Origin of the sequence: Pseudoalteromonas thalassia (assembly GCF_049257215.1) — a bacterium.
GTDB classification, from domain to species: Bacteria; Pseudomonadota; Gammaproteobacteria; order Enterobacterales; family Alteromonadaceae; genus Pseudoalteromonas; species Pseudoalteromonas lipolytica_C.
On record NZ_JBMMUE010000002.1, the window covers coordinates 209,985 to 228,119 of the forward strand.

Consider the following 18,135-nt stretch of genomic DNA (forward strand, 5'->3'; position numbering starts at 1 on the left):
CTGGCTAAACTTGTTAAGTGCATTTAGCTGAAGCCCTTGAAGGTGAACATCCCATTTTCTTCAGAATATAGCGCGCTTTGCAATTCCGATTTTTCTTCTACAGAATGAAGGCTACGCTCAATAAACTCATCTACATCCCCTCCATAAGGCAACCTAAAGCCACCTACCACATGGTGTGAGTAATTGTTGGCTCTTTCATACTCGATAGAATTTTTAAACTCACGATACACTTTAGAGTCAACCTCTAAGCTGTTATTTTCGCTATATAGAAACAGCTGAACCCCAAAATTAAAAATGCATGGGTATATATCTACATATCTCTTGTAATAAATGCATGTATTTTTAATGGCAGTTTTACCTTCTGAATTTGTGTTTTCACAAATGGCATCAATGACACCTATTGGTATTAAACAAAGAATAATCAGATCAGCTTCTATAGGAACATCAGAGACAATTGGTAAGGCTTTGGCTTCGTTGTATATTTCAGCTTGGTGGATTGCATAGTTACGAATAGCTTTAATAGCCAAAAATTCATCACTATTAAAAAAATTAGGATACCCAGCTTTTCTTAGTTTGTCGTTGACACTGTAAACCGATGCTAACACCTCTCTCACTGAGTCAGGGTCTGGGCTTTGGCAGTAAGTATCGTAGTACTTAAAAAACCTTTTCATTTCTGCTAAGCAATCGGCTTTTGTCACTGCTCTTGCCATACCTGTGATGTCCTCAATGCCTTAACGCTTAGTTAACAGGCAAAATTAAATAAGCCAAAATCGAGCGAAGCTACCCGCTGCTTATTTAATTTTGTCCTAGTTTAGCGCCTTGTTATCAATTTGTTATGGTGGATGATTCACTTTTAGATAATTCTTCGTGTTCTTTGATTAAATCCTCCCAAGGCCAATTGATAGTAATGTACTTTCTATAAAAAAGGAATCTTCTATCGATTACAGTAACTTCATCATTTGCGTCATTAAAAGCAATGACTAGGCCACGGCCATCCGAGTCAACTTGCAACTCTTCAAGCTTTTGTAAAACGGTCCTAAGGTTAGTTTTAATAATTCTAGGCTGCCTAGCTGATGCGACCTTTAGAATTTCATCTAATTCATAGCCATCAATCAGAAGCTTATCTTCTGCCGCAACGATCGCCGCCATAGCATGAGCATAAATACCAGTAGAATCTTTTCGCTTTCTTATGCCTGAGGAAACATCTTTAGCAAACTGTTGATAAGCAGTATCCAGTTGTTGAGCATGTGACATTGCAGCTGAATCAAAAACATCTTCATTGTTTAACTCCAGTAAATTATCTTGCTCTTTTTCAACTTTAGACTCATCAAGATATGCAAGAACTAACTTTTGAAGTAAACCAACATTTTTATAACAATTTAGAGCTAAGAGATTCAAAAGATTCGAAGAAAAAGATACTTTTAGTGCTGAAGATCCTTTTTTTACAACCTCTTTTAATTCATGCTCAGTCCAATCAACTGAAAGCTCTACAATCCTATCCTCTAAATCCCTATTAAGTGCTATTAATAAATTGCTTCTAGACCAAACACCAATTAGAACAATAAAACATCCATAGTCCCATAGTGCTTTCAAATCAAATGATAGTAGTTTTCTTTCTTTTACAGATAAATAGTGAAAATCCTCAACTACTAACTTTTTCCCAGATTCTTTTATAAGGTCAGCAATAAAGCGTAAGTCATTTATATCATGACCGACAGCTTTACCTTTTTTTACATCTTCTTGATTTGTTTCCAGCCCCAATTTAACCTTTATTTTTGCTATTAATGCAATCCCGCCATCCGCTGTAGCCTCTACTTTTCCTTTAATCACATCTTTTTGGGATTCTTCTATTACAAGTTTTATACCTAATTGCGATAGAGCATCTGTATATATATCTAAAGTTGTAGTTTTAAAACGGCACTGTACAACTAGGGAATTAGTAATACACCTTTGACGAAGCCACGACTTACCTGATTTAGATGCCCCTCGTAGCGCAATATGGTTTTTACGTCGCAAATGACGGGCTATTTCCTCATCTAACTTTCCTCTGTCAATATAGGAATCTTCTAAAATAATATTGGATACACCAAAAACTTCGTCACTATATTTCATCTGATATATTTCCATAAATGAACTTGCGATTAAGAGTGCTAACAATTTTATAGTGCACTCGTCGCGCAGCTTTCTGCCGACATTACGCGCATGTATTAATAAATCTATTTTTAACAAATAACGTAATGCATTGCCAACTATAATATTTTTATTGACACTAAAGGTATTCATAAAAAGAAAATGCGCTCGTCGCTCATTTTCTTGAATATGGGAGCACAACAACAAAACAGGATTTTAATAGTGTTATTTATGTCATCACCAACATAAAAGTTAGTGGAATATCAGATTATGGAGTAGAGCCAATATCATTAGATGGATAAGACTGTATCTGATAGCTCAAAGCCGACCTATAGAGTAATAGTAATTATGTTAACTCATCTTGGGGCAGAAAGGAGTTACGTGTGAAGGTCCGCTTTTGGCACAAAAGGGATGCTCGAGGACCAATATTAGAAAAGCAAGGAACTTTTTGCCATCTTTTACTTCAAATTTATGTCAGTTTATACTTCCATAACATCTATATACAGCCAAGAAGTAGGGAGTGTACTATGACAACTTATACCTCAAACGGTTACTGAATTAATGATGTACAAATAACCATCATTTAAGTTACTGTGGTTTTGTAACTTTTAGTCACCAATAAGGATGTTGTTGTGTATAAATTACTCTTATCTACCTGCTTATCTCTCGCTGTTTTTTCTACCAGCGCAGCGAAAATTATCGATGATGAACACGTCACAAAAGAAACAGACTGCTTCACAGGCATCTTTGCTGACTATGATTCGTGGCACCAATTTATAGCGCAAAAGAATAAACGCAAAGCTAAAAACGAAGAAGCATACTTAAAGCGCATAAAAGCCTTTGAAGAAATCTTTCCACAAAGTATGTTCGATAACTTTAAAGCGAATTTAACCTGCCATATTTTTAAATATCAGGTCGATAATGTTGAGGTGCTTGGATATATCATCAAACCTAAAGTCACCAAGAACAAGCTCCCAGTATTAATTTATAACCGCGGCGGTAACGGTAATTTTGGCAATGTTTATTTTGCTGCAATGATGCGCAATTTATTTCCTTTAGCAGAGCAAGGCTTTGTGGTTATCGGCAGCCAATACCGCGGTACATTAACTAAAAATGATGATTTAGATGAGTTTGGTGGCAAAGATGTTAACGACGTACTTGCGCTTATTGATTTTATTCCGCACATAGCAAGTGCAGATGAAAACCGTATTGGCATGTTAGGAGTAAGTAGAGGCGGCATGCAAACCCACCTTGCGATGCAACACACAAACAAGGTTAAAGCCATTGCAACCATTGCAGGGCCGACTGATTTAGTCAAAGAGCTTTCTTAGACCTAACATGGAAAAACTCGTGTATGTGCGTCGTATCCCCAATTATAAAGAGAACAAACAAGCAGAGCTTGAAGCACGCTCTGTTATGAACTGGGTTGATAAGCTCTCGCCTAAAGTGCCTATTTTACTTATTCATGGCAGTGACGATAAACGAGTATCAGTCGAGAACTCAATTCAATTTGCCAAAGCGCTAGATAAGCATCAAATACCCCATAAACTCGTGGTGTATGACGGTGACAATCACTTTTTAATGGACCATAAAGAACAACTGGAAACAGAGCTAGTTAATTGGTTTAACACCTATTTGTAACTTTGTTTTAAAAGTAAGAAGGGCCAAATAAGGCCCTGTTTTGCCATTACTTAGCCATATCAAAATGATTAAAAGCCCCATCTAGTGCACTGCGAACGGATTGTTTTGCGTTTTGTTCATGGTCAGCTCCTTTGTTGATGTGGTGCTGCCAGGTAAGATCGTTTGGTGCATGCTTTTGAAGAGCATTCACTAAGCCATTAAATGCACCGGTTATGATTGGATTCTCATCACCACCTAATGTGACATAAAAATAGTGGGTGTTGCCTGCTGTATTAGGTAAGCTTTTACTGAACTGTTTTACGACAACATTATCGTCATACCAAGCCGCAGGGCTAAAAGCAAAGTATGCATTAAATAACTCTGGTTTAGTAACCCTGGTATATAACACAAAGCTACCTCCCGCCGAAAAACCTGTTAGCGTGCGCTGCCCGCTAATACGGTACTCTCCCTCTAAATAGGGGATTAGCTCTGTTTCAATAAACTTTAAAAACACATCAGCTTTACCAAATATTTCTCGTTGATTTTGATTGATTGGGCGCGCTTCTATCGCCACATCCTTACGGGCGTAAGGTGGCACTAAATCACGATTTCGTGTGTCATGCCAAAAAAGGTTCGGGATGGCCACAAGAATAACCTCATGCTTGTCATCGGTGCTTTCAAGAATACTTAGAGCGTCATCCCAAGTATCAAGGTTAAAATTGCCGTCAGTTTTAATTATGAGCGGATAAGCTTTGTTAGGGTTGTAGTTTTTTTGGGCAAGCGAATGAAAACTCGGCGCATTTCTGAAAGCGCATTCGACTTGATATCTATATCAATAAAGTGTGAGCTATAGTGCTGTTGGTATTTCACCGCGATATACAAGCCTGTAGCTAGCAAAACAAATGTAATAAACCAAGCTAGATACTGAAATCTAAATTTTAGTAATGCCATTTTATATCCTTAATCAATAACTTAATGACACTACTTCAATTATAAATATTAGTTAATAAGACAATTGTAACAGGGTATTAGTTAGCCTCTTTCACCGGCTTATCTGTGATAGAAGATATTCATTACACACTTCGCTCGATAATCCAATAGCTCGCAGCCGCCATTGCCAGCACTGATAATTTGCTTCAAACATTTGATAGCTTTCATCTAATCGCTTTCTTTGTGTAACGGGGGTTTACAGTTTGCATAAAAAACCGCAGCTTAACGTCTAAGCTGCGGTTTTTAACTAAAGCATATTTACTTATTGAGTAGATGCTTTTCGAAGAAGTTAGCCATCATAGTGTGATAGTGCAGGGTAGTGCCATCACCTTCACGTAGGCTGTGCGAACGGTTCGGGTAAGAGAAAAACTCGAACTGTTTATTGTGCTTAACTAATTCGTTAATTAAACGCTCTGAGCCTTGGTAGTGTACGTTATCATCTCCGGTACCGTGGATCAGTAGCAACTTACCTTGCAGGTCTTTTGCAAAGGTGATCGGAGAGGTGTTGTCGTAACTTTCAGGATCGGTATTTGGGTTACCCGCATAGCGCTCTTGATAGATGGTATCGTACAAGCGAATATCAGGCACTGGTGCTGAGGCAATACCCACTTTATATTTATCACCATGGCGGAATAACAAATTAAGTGTTGAACTACCGCCACCTGAGTGACCCCATACACCAACACGGTCGGTATCAATGACATCCCAACGTTTTGCCATTGCATCAAGGGCGTCAACTTGGTCACGCACGGTAATAGAGCCTATTTTTTTGTAGATAGACTTACGCCAATCTCTGCCTTTTGGTGCGCGCGTGCCGCGGTTATCAACTGAGGCAACAATAAAGCCTTGCTGAGTTAAATACGACTTGTATAAGTAACTGTCGCCTTCCCAGCGGTCTTGAACTGTTGAGCCCCATGGCTCACCGTAAACATAAAAGACGATTGGGTATTTTTTGCTTTTATCCATATTAGCTGGGAACATGATGTAGCCATCAAGCTCAACACCATCACGGGCATTAACTTTAAAGAACTCGTGAGTCGGTAATTGTTCAGTCGCTAATTTCTCTTTTAATGCTTTGTTCTCAACTAAGGTTTTCACATTACTGTGATCGCTTACTTTGATGATCTCTTTCATTGGTGGGGTGCCAAACTTAGAGAAGGTATGCATCGCCCAAGAGGTATCTTTAGACATGTAATAGCTGTTTGAACCATCAAATGACTCAGGCGTTACGCGCACCGGTTTAGAGCTGCCATCAAGCGAAGTACGGAATAAATAACGTTGGCCAGGATCATCCGGGGATGCAGTAAAGTACATAACGTTTTTATCTTCGTTGAGCGCTAACATATCAATGATGTCATACTCGCCCGGTGTTAAATCAACAACCGTTTTGCCATCGCGAGATACACGGTACAAATGGCGCCAGCCATCACGCTCACTGTGCCAAATAAAGAACTTACCGTCTTTTGACCAGTTTGCTTTATAAAACCACTCAATAAAGGCATCGTCTTTATCTTCAAGAATTTTAGTCAGCTGTTGTTTTTGCCAGTCGAATAACCAAACCTTGTTGTGGCTTTGCGGGCGGTTAAGATCTTGGATCATCAAAGATTCACCAGTACCTGCCCAGCTAATACGTGGGATATAACGATCGCGATTATCGCCACCTAGTTCAGCCCAACGGGTTTTCTTGTCGCTAAGACTGACCACACCCACTTTAACCGCAGAGTTCATCTCACCGGCTTTTGGATACGGGAATTCTTTAAGGGTAGGGTAGAGATCGTCGGTGTTATTGATCATGGTGAAGTATTTCACGCCACTGGTATCAAGCTGCCAATAGGCAATTGATTTGTTGTCTGGACTCCAGCGGAAACCATCACGAATGGTAAATTCTTCTTCGTATACCCAGTCAAAATTACCATTAACAATGGTGTCGTTACCGTCAGTGGTTAAAGCAGTCACAGCCTTGCTGCCGACTTTTTCCATGTAGATGTTGTTATCACGCACGTATGCTACTTTTGAGCTATCTGGTGAGAACTTAGCAAACATCAGCTTTTTCGCTTCGATGTTTTCGCCACCTAACTGATATAGCGAATCAGTTTCAAGGTTTAAAAGCCAAAAATCACCACGGCTACGTGAGCGCCACACTTGCTCGCCATTGGTAAAAACCATCAGCCATTTACCATCTTTAGACCATTGATAGCTTTCAACAGTGAGTGGCTCTTTATCACCTTTGGGAATTAATTTTTCGTAGCTAACAAGTACCTTACGACCCGTCCCATCGGCGTTATAAAACACAATATCATTGCCTTTTACGCCGTGCTCGTCGTCTTTAGCTTTATCGTCTTGGTTGTTTTTATCGCTTTCACGCTCTTCAAGTACCGTATAACCAGTACCATCATCGAGCCACGTAAAATAGGTGCTACGCTCAGCTTTAAAGTCTTTTTCTTTATAAATTTGTTCAAGCGAGAGCGGATTAGCCGTCGCGTTCACTGTTGCTGATGGCGTGCTTACTTGCTCTGTACTTGAGCATGCTTGCAAACCTAAAGCCGCAACCACAGCAAACGCAAGGGTTGATGTTTTTATTAAGTTCATTTTGTTGTTCCTAGGTTTTAACTTACCTAGCGTACCAAATTAGATGAATAAAATCTGAGCCTTTATCGTGTTATCTGGGGGGTTGAACTTAAACTCAATCCTCCCACAAGAACATACTGGCTTGCTTGTTGGCAATACGTAGTTCGTAGATACAACTACAAGGGCGCATCGACGCACCATAGCAAACATGTAATGGCAATAAGTGCTCTTCTCGAGGATGACTAAAACGCGCCGCAGGGGCCATTTGCCATTCTAATAACTTAGCTTGTCGCTGTTGTTCACTCAGCTCAGTATTACCACACACATCGACTAGCCATTGCTCAAAAGCTATATTTTGCGCTTTAATTTCAGCAGTTTCTGGCGTGAAAAATGCGCGCATATTATGAAAACTAAAGCCAGAGCCAATGATCAATAAATTATCGTAATCAAGCTGTTGTAAAGCCTCACCTATCGCTAGGTGTAAGCTTGGCTCAAGGCTTGGATGTAACGACAATTGCACACAAGGTATATCTGCTTCTGGATACATAATTTTCAAAGGCACATACATACCGTGATCAAAGCCACGAGATGGGTTTAATATGCTATCGATATTAGCCTTTGCCAATGCTTGATGTACTTTTTCGGCAAGGGCTGGTTCGCCAGGGCTTGGGTACTCAATACTGTAGGCAGGCTCAGGAAAACCATAGTAATCATAAATTAGCTCAGGAGCTGCGCTCGAAGTAATGCTAATAGGGTTCGCTTCCCAGTGCGCACTCACCATCAAAATAGCAGACGGCTTTTTAATTTTTGCAGCAATAGACTGCAAACAAGTGACCATATCAGCATGACTTGGATCGCCAAGTAAAGGCATAGGACCGCCGCCATGAGAAACAAATAAAACGCGTGGCTTTTGCATAAATGTGCTCCTTAAATATGCTTTTCATACCAATTCGCTTAATTAAGTAGTCTATTTTGAGGCAAAGAAACCTCGTTGATAGCAAGGCAAAAATTTCGTTATTTAGTTGTTCTAACTAAGAAATTTTTAACGCAGGTAGCGACAGGTTTAATCCCTCAAAATGATTAAGTATTATTGCGGATTGGTATCTCTATATTGCACGCACAGAGATACAATAACCAGCCACAAAAACGCACAACTAGTGTGAATTTACACACCATTAGTTTGTAAGTACTAACTTAGACTCCAAGCTACGTTCATGGAGGGGACTTGCCCTCTTAAGCCACCTTCTAGAGGTTCTTTGCACAGTAATGTTAGTTGATAAAAAGCATTGTAGTGCTGATGTAGCTCATCGGCTACCACACTAAACGGCGGGCCCGAAAACTCACTTTGCTGATACTCAAATACCACCACTAACTGCTTTGCCCTATTGGTCAACTCTAGTAAATGTTGGGTATATCGAATGCGTACTGGCTTTGGCAGAGCAACTAAAGCGGCACGGTCATAAACCGCGTTGATAGTGCCAAGTTCATTCGCTGAAAGCGCAAAAATATCACCTACCCAAACGGTTAGATTTGCACCTTGGTAACGTAATAGTTCGCCATGTTGGCTAATTTCGGGTTCAAGCTTTAACTCATCAAATAACTGCTTAATGGCAATTTCACTAAGCTCAGCCCCGACAACACGCATACCTTGCGCTAGCAAATAATGAATGTCGTGAGTTTTTCCGCACAGTGGCACAAAAACAGTATCGCCTTGCTGTAAATTTAAGTTAGTAAAATACTGATCTAGATAACGGTTAACGTCTCCCTCGTGAAAACCTATTTCGTTATTTTCCCAACGTTGATGCCAATGCGTTGCGTCCATTAGTTGCTCCTAAAATGTTTCAATAAAAACATGATAACTAATTACAAAAGTGATAAAAATAGCAAGATAAACAAACTATGATTGCATAAATGAGAACATGATTGACGATATCGCTCTATTCATACAGATTGTTAAACAAGGTGGCCTGAGTAGCGCAGCTGAAAGTTTGTCGCTACCTACCGCGACAGTATCAAGACGCTTACAACGACTTGAGCAACGCCTTGGGGAGCAGCTATTAAACCGCTCAGCAAGGCAATGCACGTTAACGCAAGCAGGGGAGGTGTATTTTCAAAGTTATGTTGAATTAATTGAGCAATTTGAACAAACCCATCGCCAGCTTAATGAGCAAAAAGCACAATTGTCAGGAAAGCTTAAAGTTTTAGCACCTCTGAATATTAGTCATGGTTTCTTAAAGCCAATGTGGCTCGCATTTACTAAACAGTACCCCGATATTCAACTTGAGCTGCTGCTTAATAATCAACTTGAGGATCTGAGTAAAAGCCAAGCTGATATAGCTATAAGAGTAGGGCCACAGGCAGATTCTATGCTTCATCAAAAAAAGTTAGGCAGTGTTGATACTTTATTTGTAAGCACTAAAGCATACCTTGATTCGGCACCTGCCTTAGAAGAGCCAGCTGATTTAAAACAGCATAGGTTAATTGGCACCACACTAAGAAGTAAATGGCAGTTGACCAATACACAAACGAATGCAACTTATAACCATATGTGCCGATTTGCGAGCACTTTTAACGACACTGGATTTGTAAAATACTTAGTTTGTGATGAGCAAGGTATCGCTTTGTTACCTCGGTTTGAGGTAATAGATGAATTAAAATCTCAGCAATTAGTTCAAGTATTGCCACACTGGCGAGGCGAAAACCGCGACATTTATGCGATTTGGCCAAGCGCACGTTTGCTGAGTAAAAAGGCTGCCTGTTTAAAACAGTTTATAACCGACTACATTGCTGAAAAATTATAAAGTCTGCCATTGATATTCCATCTGTTTGGCAGTCAACAAGGCGTGTTCGTAGCTAATAAACTCAGCGACTAAAGCTAAGCTCATATCAATGCCAGCAGAAATACCACCTGAGCAGGTAAACTTACCATCAGTGACCCAACGAGTATCTGCAATCACATTGAGATCAGAAAACATAGCAGCCAGCTCAGGTTGATCTTGCCAATGTGTCGTGACATTTTTACCACTTAAAAGCCCCGTTTTAGCAAGAAAAAACGCCCCTGTACAAACACTCGCAACACGCTTGGTGTTAGAGGCTGTGTTTTTTAACCAAGCAATAACCTCTGCTTTTTCTAGCTCTCGTGTATGATCACCTCCAACCACAACAAGTAGATCAAGCAAAGGGCAGTCAGCAAAGCTGTAATGGGGGTTTACACTATAACCACCGCGGGCAAGTACAGGCCTATCATTTTCAGCAATTAAACTCACTTGCCAGTCATTATCCGCTAGACGCTTGGCAGTACTAAATACCTCAAATGGGCCTGAGAAATCGAGTACTTCAGCATCATCATAAATGTAAATTCCAATATTCATACAATTGTTCCTAATAACTGGATTTATTTCTCAAGCAAAAAATCGTACTATGCGATTTTCGCAGTCCGTTAATAACATATTATTAAACTGAGCGCGGTATAGAAACAAAACTTTAAGGCATTGTTAATGCGTTTATTATTATTACTGACAGTATTGCTTGTTGGCTGTAAAACAACAGAGCATGCAGTGAATGAAATCAGTGAGATATCGCCGGGCACAATTTACTACAAAGGCGAAACTTCCAAAAAAAGTGTCGAAGAGTTTGAAAAACTATTAGTTAGTAGCCGTAACCAAATAGATACCTTAGTGATCAATAGTGAAGGCGGCGACGTTATGGCCGGCCTACATTTAGGTGGCTTAGTGCATGAGTATCAACTCAATGTTGTGGTACGCGAGCTTTGTGCATCGTCTTGCGCTAATTATGTACTTACCGCAAGTCCACATGTACTTGTTGAAGAGCAAGCCGTTATAGGCTGGCATGGCGGCTCATTACAGCCACTATACGTGCCTATGGAACAGCCTCCTGAAGTTGCTAGCTATATTGCAAAATGGCAAACCGCAGAGCGACAATTTTTCGATATCATCAATGTTGAACAAGCCGTTACTATCATAGGGATGATGCCAGGCATTACCGAGAAACGTGATTCAGCTATGTATAGTTATGATGCCCAAACTCTAAAACGTTTAGGGTTACATATAGAGTTTGCAGGTGCGCAAACGGGGATGTCAGCAAGTGGCGAAAAAGTAGCGCAAGTATTCGAACTTGAGGAGTCTGTTCTTAACCACTTTTTAATGCTCAACGATATTGTTTCAGCAGAACTAATTAACTAATACCATATATGGACTCTCTCCGATTACAAGACATTAATTGATAGAATTTCAAAGTTCATTGCTGCCATATATTCGGCTTTTTCATGAGCGGATTTATCCGCTCTAGCCCTGATGGATATCCGCCCCTATTACCTTATCAATCTCGACGGCTTTTAGCTGCCTTTGGTATTATCAGGTTTAAATAGGACGGCTATGAACCGTTTTCCGTCAATATATCTTTGCAATTTTTGCTCTTAAACTTATGCTCTTATTACGGTTAGTGTTTTTTATACGAACTTATACGTTTCTTGTTTTACTGTCATTGCCCATGCCATTCGCGCCATTTTATTCGCTAATGCAACCACCGCTTTATTAAATGGCAGCCGCTCACGCAGGCTTTTTGACCACAAGCTTACCTTGTCAGCTTTATTCCCCGACTTGACTAGCGCAGCTCTAGCGCCATTAATCAGTTGAGTTCGCAAATAAGTATTACCTCGTTTACTTATTCCCTTTAACTTGGGGTTATCACCTGTTGTATGTTGTTTGGCAACGAGTCCTAGCCAGGCAGCCATATGGCGCCCACTTTTAAAGGCTTTACCATCTCCTATTGCACTGTACAAAGCTGTTGCTATGATGGGGCCTATACCTGTCATCGTTTCTAATATCTGGCATTGCTCAACTTGGCCGCTTAGAGCCTTTATCTCACTATCCAAATCCGTGATTAACTTATCTACCGCGATTAACTCATCGTACAAACTGGCTATGTATCGACGAGACAATGGCGTTAACATATTGCTCGCGTCTTCTAAGATATTGGGGATAGCTTTTCTCACTTGATTTACACCTTGCGAGAGGCTAATGCCATACTCGGCTAATAGACCTCGAGTTTGATTCACTAGGGCCGTTCTACATTTTATTCGTCGCTCTCTTATACGATGCACTAGTTGAATGTCTTGTTGCTCTACACTTTTTATTGGTACAAAACGCATATTCACTCGTTGCGAAGCTTCAGCTATCGCTTCAGCTATCGCTTCTGCATCATTGAAATCATTTTTATTTCCTTTTCGGTAAGGAACTACATATTGTGGAGCGATAACTTTCACTTCATGACCATAGTTTTGAATACTTTGTGCCCAGTAGTTTGATGAGCCACACGCTTCCATAACAACAATTGCTGGTTCTAAATTACAAAAGTATTCTTTCATGTTAGCGCGTTTGAGCTTTTGCTTTTTAAGTACTTTTCCCGAGTTTGATAACCAAACTAAGTGAAAAATGTTCTTGGCGATATCTAAACCTATTGTTATTTTATTCATGTGACTCTCTCTACTTTGTTTACGCTAAAACTTCCCCATACTACTATGGCGCATTATGACGCCGGTGGGGAGTGGAGAGAGTCCATTCCATTAATCCGCTTAATTAAGCGAATTGGTATAACAAAAAAGCCAACATAATGTTGGCTTTTTTGTATCCCATTTAATCTAACTCTAATTGGGCTTTTTCAACACTTTCCGCGGGTAATTCTTTTTGAACAGAAACCCCTAATTCTTTGAACTCAGAGGCTTGCTTAATTAAGTTTCCTTTACCACGGTACAGCTGAGAAAACGCTTTATCGTAGCTTTCTTTGGCGCGGTCTAATTGCTTACCAACCCCTTCCATACTGGTTAGAAAACCATTGAGCTTGTTGTAAAAACGCTCTGCTCGGGCGGCTAGCTCTTTTGAGTATTTAGTTTGCTCTTCAAAACGCCACAGTTGTTTTACGATGTTCAAACTGGTTAATAACGTCGTTGGTGTTGCAACTAAGATATTTTTTTCGATAGCCTGCTGATATATATCACTTTGGTATTTAAGTGCTTCAACAAAAGCCGACTCTATCGGTACAAACATGATCACCACTTCAGGTGAGTTAATACCAGGTAGCCTATCGTAGGCTTTGCTTGCTAACTCGTTTATACGTGATTGCACCGCCGCTACATGCTCTTTAAGCGCTTGCTGTGCTTCAAGCTCAGTATCGGCGTTTACATAGCGTGTATAAGCGTTTAAAGAGGTTTTAGCATCAATAACTAAATGGCGTTGCTGGGGTAAATACACCACAACATCAGGGCGTAGACGACCATCTTCAGTGTTAAACGACACTTCACGTTGATAATCTACACCAGCACGCAGTCCGGCGCTGTCGAGTACATTTTCAAGCATTAACTCTCCCCAATTACCTTGGGTTTTCTTTTGTCCTTGTAGTGCTGTACTCAGCCTATCTGCTTGCTCAGTAATAGCTTGGCTTTTAGCCTGTAAATGCAATAACTCTGTTTTTAGCGCAGCACGTTGTTTAAGATCTTCAACGTGGATCAATTCCATCTTATCGCGAAAGCCTTTTAGCTCACCTTGAACCGGTTTTAATAATTGCTCAATACTTTCTTGGTTGAGAGTTTTAAAACGCTGAGACTTCTCTTCAAGGATTTGGTTAGCAAGGTTTTCAAACTCTTTCTTAAGTTGTTCTTTGCTCTCTTTGATATGACTAAGCTGCTCTTTAAAGTGCAGCTCTTTTTGCTCTATCGTGCTGCGTAAGGTACTTAATTCAACATCTCGCTGATTAAGAGCCGCTTTCGTCTCAGTGAGTTCGGCTTCAACTCTACGCCAAAATTGGTTGTATTGTTGCGCTTGTTTTTCTTGTTCTACAAAACGGGTTTTAAAATGTTGCGATTCATCACGCTGTTCAGCGTAATCTTGCTGTAACTGTGAAAGCGAAAGTTGGCTTTCTTGCAGTTGCAGCTGCTTTTGCTCTAAATTGCTTTGCTGAATTTGATAGCTATTTTGCAGCTCGGTTAACTGATTTTTTAAGCGACTTTTTTGCAAGGCAAAAATAACACCACTTGCAACTGCACCTACAGCACCACCAAGTACCACACTTTGCCAATTAATCTGTGCAATTAGCTCTGAAATCATAACGAAAACTCAATAACTTGAAGACACATCATCATAACGAATTAGTACTCGGCAGAGTAGGGGAGCAGGCATAAAAAAAGCCAGCTCAAGGTGAGCTGGCTCTAACATTACTAAAATTTAGTAACCAAATGGGAAATCAACATAATGCTTATGTAAACTGCAATTTAACAACAAGCATAATAATAGACGCCCTAAAATTTGATTAGTTCAAAAAAACTTTCAAAAAATTTAATTTTTTATCAAAGCAAGCATTTGATCTTCATCAAACTGAGTGAAACTCATTGATTTTTCAGTGAATAATGCATCAACAAGTGCTTGCTTATGCTGCTGCATTTTAAATACTTTTTGTTCAATTGAGTTGGCCATAATTAATTTATAAACAAACACAGGGTTAGTTTGGCCAATTCGATAGGCTCTATCTGTTGCTTGTTTTTCTACGGCAGGGTTCCACCAAGGATCAAAGTGAATCACTGTATCGGCCTGAGTTAAGTTCAAACCGGTTCCTCCGGCCTTTAAACTAATTAAGAATACAGAGGTATCACCCTGGGTAAACTCTGCAATTACTTTATCGCGATGGCGCGTTTGACCTGTGAGCATACTAAAGCTGATACCCAATTCATTTAATCGTTCAGCAATGACATCAAGCGCCATGGTAAATTGACTAAATATAATCACCTTACGACCTTCACTGAGCATAATTGGTAAATGCTTAGACAACCAATCAAGCTTGGCGCTGCCAGCTTGAGAGCTTGGATCAATCAGTTTTGGATGACAACAAATCTGGCGTAACTTTAATAACGCATCTAAAAACGCAAGTTTACTCTTTTGCACACCTTGCTGAGCAAATAAATCGACAAGCTTTTGCTCAAGAGATTCTGTAATTCCTGTATAGAGTTCTTTTTGTTTTGCCTCAAACTCAAACTCTTTAATGAGCTCAGTTTTTTCTGGTAGCTCTTGAGTAACCTGTGCTTTAGTGCGGCGTAAGATGAATGGCATGATCAAAGACTTCAATTCATCAGCACGCTGTACATCGTTATCACGCTCAATCGGCGTCTGGAAATAATCTTTGTAATGAGCTTGTGAGCCAAGTAAAGAAGGCATAGCAAAATCAAGTAACGACTTAAGCTCAAAGAGGTTGTTTTCGATAGGTGTGCCACTTAAACATAACTTAAAGTCAGCATTAAGTCGTTTAACTAAGCGCGAAACCTGCGCAGCATCATTTTTAATGTATTGCGCTTCATCAAGAATAATATTTTCAAAATACAGCGGTGAATAAAAAGCGATATCACGTTTAAGTAAAGGGTAGGTCGTTAAAATACAATCTGCCTGTGATAACTGTTGCAATTGCTCGCTGCGAGCAGCACCAAACACGGTAGTAATTTTAAGATGGCTGGCAAACTTATTAATTTCACTTTGCCAGTTTCCAACCAAACTGGTAGGGCAAATAATTAAAGTTGGCCCTGCCTGAGGTAATTGCTTTGCGTTTGCCAAAAAGGCAATAACTTGAAGGGTTTTCCCTAGCCCCATGTCATCAGCTAAAATACCACCTAGTTGGTGTCGTTTTAAAAAGTTGAGCCAATCAACACCGTGTTGCTGATATTCTCTTAACTGCACACCCTTGTTTAATCCTTGAATATCGGACTTTTTAATTAACTGTTGCGAATGACTTAATTCCGCTAAATAGGCATCAAGCGTATCATCAACAATATTCACTTTAATGGCTGTCTGCTCTATTAATTGTGGTAAAAATGACAGCGGCATTAAAATTTCATCACGTGTTTTTATGTGTTCAAAACGTTCACGGTATTCATTTAGTTGCGCTATGGCTGCTTTATTAATAACAGCGAAACGCTTGCCTACATTAAAATAGAAGAACTGCTCACTTTGCCTGTTAAGCGATTGAAAGTTTTTATCATCAGTAGTGAAAAGCTGCTGCGTCTTAACACCAGAGATCACTATTTTACTAACTATTTGGTGACCTTTGCCGCGCTGTACTTGAAGTGAAAGTTGCTTTAAAGCTTTACCTACATTTAGATCGTCGTTAATTTTCCAACCGCGTTTTGACAAGTTTGGAATAATTTCAAACTTTAACCAGTGTTCATGTATAACTGATTGTTTATTAAATATAAAATCAGTTTGTAAAGCCCCTTTACAAAGCTCAAAACCAAGGTTAATTAATTCATTTACAACGGTATTCTCGAATGATTGATTAATAATCTCTGCAGGAGCTTGGCTTAAATCATACAAAGAACGTTGGTAATTAAACTTAAGTGATAACCGAATAGTTCCTTCATCATTATTTAAGCTAATGACAGGAAAAACACTACGCGCATTACAAATTTTATTCTCTTTGTACGCATGAGGGATTACCCCTTCACCAAAATTATCACTGAGCTGCTGATAGACTCGATCAAAGTTTTCACTATGTATTGCAGGCATATTTGCTAATAAGGCAATTTCATCAGCAGTTAAAGGTGTTCTGATGCGACCAACTTTTAGCTTGTCAGGGTCAAGGTAAGTAGGCGGTGTTGTTTTTAATAATAACCAATTATCTTGACCTGCGAGTGTCATGCTCAATGAGGTTAGATCTTTATTTTGTTTCCAATCAAACTCTAGAGCTTGCATGGTATCTGCTTTAATAGCTTGGCGAGAACGACCTAAGAATAGACGCTGTGTGGCAATAAGTTGTTGCAGGGCCGCAAACCCCCATTGACCTTTAAGCTCTAACTTACCAAGGGCATTTTGCGAGCGGATCCAACTATAAAGTCGAAAGTCAGACTCTAGTAAATCTGTTGGTGTAACAAAGCTATTTAATTGTTGTTCAGTAAGATTGCGGCCAAGGGTATAGTTATGCTCGGGATCGAAATTAGCTATTTTAGGCGTTAATGTTACAACCGATTTTTCAACATCTAAAACAAAAAGTAGAACTTGTTTGGCTGTATCATTCGATGCTTGCTTTAATGTTTTAAGCTCACTAAACCAATCATTAATAATATAATCTTCGCCATAGTTGCCTGAATGTTCAATTTTTAACTTAAGTAAAACTGCAGCGATGTGGCGGCATTTTGTTTTTGAACCACATGTACAGTGTGAATCGACCGAAAAACCAGTTGGTAATTTACTGATCTCAATATGCTGGGTAAATGTATTTCCTTCATTACCAAACATAGATGCATCTATAACACTAAAATCACTATTGTGTTCTAACCAGTTGATTTGACCGTTCTGATGATACTCTTTAGCTTTACTTAACACATGCGGCTTAAATAGCTGTTTGATGAATCGTTCAGAAAGAGGAAACTGGGTTTCTTGCTCTTGTTTGATTTCCTCAAAGATAGCTAATAAGTCATTTTTGGATAAGTTAGCAGACATAAAGTTTTTGGCAGTAAAAACAAAAAATAATTCTGCCAGTATATGATCTATCGGCGATGAGCTAAAGCACTAATAAGCCATTTTGGACTGGTTGGAGCTGATAAGTTGGTAAAAAAGTGTTTTATAAAACAGCAAATCGACTTAAAACACAAAAAGCTGATTTAACAAACAGCAATCGCACAAGTTATGAACAACTTATAAACAACGAAGGGGCTTTACAGATCACTTTTTTACTAAGATATGTAAGGAAAACCAAAAAAGAGCTGTAAAGGGGCTATAAGTTAGTAAAATAGTGATCTGAGAGGGTAGGATCTTATGATTATTGCCAAATGAG

At 39.5% G+C, this 18,135-nt stretch carries 15 protein-coding genes; 4 read left to right on the top strand and 11 right to left on the bottom strand.

The features are described from left to right. Positions 1–23: 23 nt before the first annotated feature. Entirely contained in the window at positions 24–710 is a 687-nt protein-coding gene (locus AAEU31_RS03335) for a hypothetical protein (protein WP_421966430.1), read from the bottom strand. Positions 711–825: 115 nt separating this feature from the next. Continuing rightward, positions 826–2,283, bottom strand: a complete 1,458-nt coding sequence (locus tag AAEU31_RS03340) for a hypothetical protein (RefSeq protein WP_421966431.1) — start codon at positions 2,281–2,283, stop codon at positions 826–828. Positions 2,284–2,762: 479 nt separating this feature from the next. Between AAEU31_RS03340 and AAEU31_RS03345 the strand changes: the two genes are divergently transcribed. After that, a complete protein-coding gene (locus AAEU31_RS03345; RefSeq protein ID WP_421966432.1) occupies positions 2,763–3,461 on the top strand; it encodes an alpha/beta hydrolase family protein in 699 nt (232 codons plus the stop codon). A 7-nt stretch (positions 3,462–3,468) separates the two neighbouring features. Beyond that, a complete protein-coding gene (locus AAEU31_RS03350; RefSeq protein ID WP_421966433.1) occupies positions 3,469–3,771 on the top strand; it encodes an alpha/beta hydrolase family protein in 303 nt (100 codons plus the stop codon). 46 nt (positions 3,772–3,817) lie between these two features. Here the strand turns inward: AAEU31_RS03350 and AAEU31_RS03355 are convergent, their stop codons facing one another. The 5 genes from AAEU31_RS03355 to tmpT all read right to left on the bottom strand — a co-directional run bounded on the left by AAEU31_RS03355 (position 3,818) and on the right by tmpT (position 9,130). Further along, complete coding sequence (locus AAEU31_RS03355) at positions 3,818–4,489, bottom strand: alpha/beta hydrolase (RefSeq protein WP_421966605.1); 672 nt, start codon at positions 4,487–4,489, stop codon at positions 3,818–3,820. Continuing rightward, a complete protein-coding gene (locus AAEU31_RS03360) occupies positions 4,486–4,701 on the bottom strand; it encodes a hypothetical protein (protein ID WP_421966434.1) in 216 nt (71 codons plus the stop codon). Before AAEU31_RS03360 ends, AAEU31_RS03355 begins: the two co-directional genes overlap by 4 nt. Positions 4,702–4,998: 297 nt before the next feature. After that, entirely contained in the window at positions 4,999–7,329 is a 2,331-nt protein-coding gene (locus AAEU31_RS03365) for a S9 family peptidase (protein ID WP_421966435.1), read from the bottom strand. A 94-nt stretch (positions 7,330–7,423) separates the two neighbouring features. Further along, positions 7,424–8,224, bottom strand: coding sequence for a DODA-type extradiol aromatic ring-opening family dioxygenase (locus AAEU31_RS03370; protein WP_421966436.1), 801 nt, complete (start codon positions 8,222–8,224; stop codon positions 7,424–7,426). A gap of 273 nt (positions 8,225–8,497) precedes the next feature. Then, positions 8,498–9,130, bottom strand: coding sequence for a thiopurine S-methyltransferase (gene tmpT, locus AAEU31_RS03375; RefSeq protein WP_421966437.1), 633 nt, complete (start codon positions 9,128–9,130; stop codon positions 8,498–8,500). A 97-nt stretch (positions 9,131–9,227) separates the two neighbouring features. On the opposite strand from tmpT, the gene AAEU31_RS03380 reads away from it, so the two are divergent. Next, complete coding sequence (locus AAEU31_RS03380; protein ID WP_135926637.1) at positions 9,228–10,109, top strand: LysR family transcriptional regulator; 882 nt, start codon at positions 9,228–9,230, stop codon at positions 10,107–10,109. On the opposite strand, the gene AAEU31_RS03385 is transcribed toward AAEU31_RS03380, so the two are convergent. Beyond that, on the bottom strand, positions 10,104–10,679 hold the full coding sequence (locus AAEU31_RS03385; RefSeq protein WP_421966438.1) for a DJ-1/PfpI family protein: 576 nt from the start codon (positions 10,677–10,679) through the stop codon (positions 10,104–10,106). The two genes, AAEU31_RS03380 and AAEU31_RS03385, sit on opposite strands and share 6 nt — an antisense overlap. Positions 10,680–10,805: 126 nt before the next feature. Here AAEU31_RS03385 and AAEU31_RS03390 point away from each other — a divergent pair, with 126 nt between their 5' ends. Beyond that, positions 10,806–11,510, top strand: a complete 705-nt coding sequence (locus AAEU31_RS03390) for a hypothetical protein (protein WP_135926635.1) — start codon at positions 10,806–10,808, stop codon at positions 11,508–11,510. 266 nt (positions 11,511–11,776) lie between these two features. Here AAEU31_RS03390 and AAEU31_RS03395 read toward each other — a convergent pair whose 3' ends face one another. The 3 genes from AAEU31_RS03395 to AAEU31_RS03405 all read right to left on the bottom strand — a co-directional run bounded on the left by AAEU31_RS03395 (position 11,777) and on the right by AAEU31_RS03405 (position 17,801). Beyond that, entirely contained in the window at positions 11,777–12,802 is a 1,026-nt protein-coding gene (locus tag AAEU31_RS03395; protein WP_421966439.1) for an IS110 family RNA-guided transposase, read from the bottom strand. A gap of 160 nt (positions 12,803–12,962) precedes the next feature. Then, positions 12,963–14,429 (bottom strand): DNA recombination protein RmuC, encoded by a 1,467-nt coding sequence (locus tag AAEU31_RS03400; protein WP_421966440.1) that lies wholly within the window; start codon positions 14,427–14,429, stop codon positions 12,963–12,965. A 228-nt stretch (positions 14,430–14,657) separates the two neighbouring features. Continuing rightward, entirely contained in the window at positions 14,658–17,801 is a 3,144-nt protein-coding gene (locus tag AAEU31_RS03405) for a DEAD/DEAH box helicase (RefSeq protein WP_421966441.1), read from the bottom strand. Positions 17,802–18,135 lie beyond the last annotated feature (334 nt).

Excerpts from the sequence above, each read along its gene's own strand:
- AAEU31_RS03335 (WP_421966430.1), bottom strand. The coding sequence starts at position 710 with ATGGCAAGAGCAGTGACAAAAGCCGATTGCTTAGCAGAAATGAAAAGG.
- AAEU31_RS03340 (WP_421966431.1), bottom strand. The coding sequence starts at position 2,283 with ATGAATACCTTTAGTGTCAATAAAAATATTATAGTTGGCAATGCATTA.
- AAEU31_RS03350 (WP_421966433.1), top strand. The coding sequence starts at position 3,469 with ATGGAAAAACTCGTGTATGTGCGTCGTATCCCCAATTATAAAGAGAAC.
- AAEU31_RS03360 (WP_421966434.1), bottom strand. The coding sequence starts at position 4,701 with ATGGCATTACTAAAATTTAGATTTCAGTATCTAGCTTGGTTTATTACA.
- AAEU31_RS03365 (WP_421966435.1), bottom strand. The coding sequence starts at position 7,329 with ATGAACTTAATAAAAACATCAACCCTTGCGTTTGCTGTGGTTGCGGCT.
- AAEU31_RS03370 (WP_421966436.1), bottom strand. The coding sequence starts at position 8,224 with ATGCAAAAGCCACGCGTTTTATTTGTTTCTCATGGCGGCGGTCCTATG.
- tmpT (WP_421966437.1), bottom strand. The coding sequence starts at position 9,130 with ATGGACGCAACGCATTGGCATCAACGTTGGGAAAATAACGAAATAGGT.
- AAEU31_RS03380 (WP_135926637.1), top strand. The coding sequence starts at position 9,228 with ATGATTGACGATATCGCTCTATTCATACAGATTGTTAAACAAGGTGGC.
- AAEU31_RS03385 (WP_421966438.1), bottom strand. The coding sequence starts at position 10,679 with ATGAATATTGGAATTTACATTTATGATGATGCTGAAGTACTCGATTTC.
- AAEU31_RS03390 (WP_135926635.1), top strand. The coding sequence starts at position 10,806 with ATGCGTTTATTATTATTACTGACAGTATTGCTTGTTGGCTGTAAAACA.
- AAEU31_RS03395 (WP_421966439.1), bottom strand. The coding sequence starts at position 12,802 with ATGAATAAAATAACAATAGGTTTAGATATCGCCAAGAACATTTTTCAC.
- AAEU31_RS03400 (WP_421966440.1), bottom strand. The coding sequence starts at position 14,429 with ATGATTTCAGAGCTAATTGCACAGATTAATTGGCAAAGTGTGGTACTT.
- AAEU31_RS03405 (WP_421966441.1), bottom strand. The coding sequence starts at position 17,801 with ATGTCTGCTAACTTATCCAAAAATGACTTATTAGCTATCTTTGAGGAA.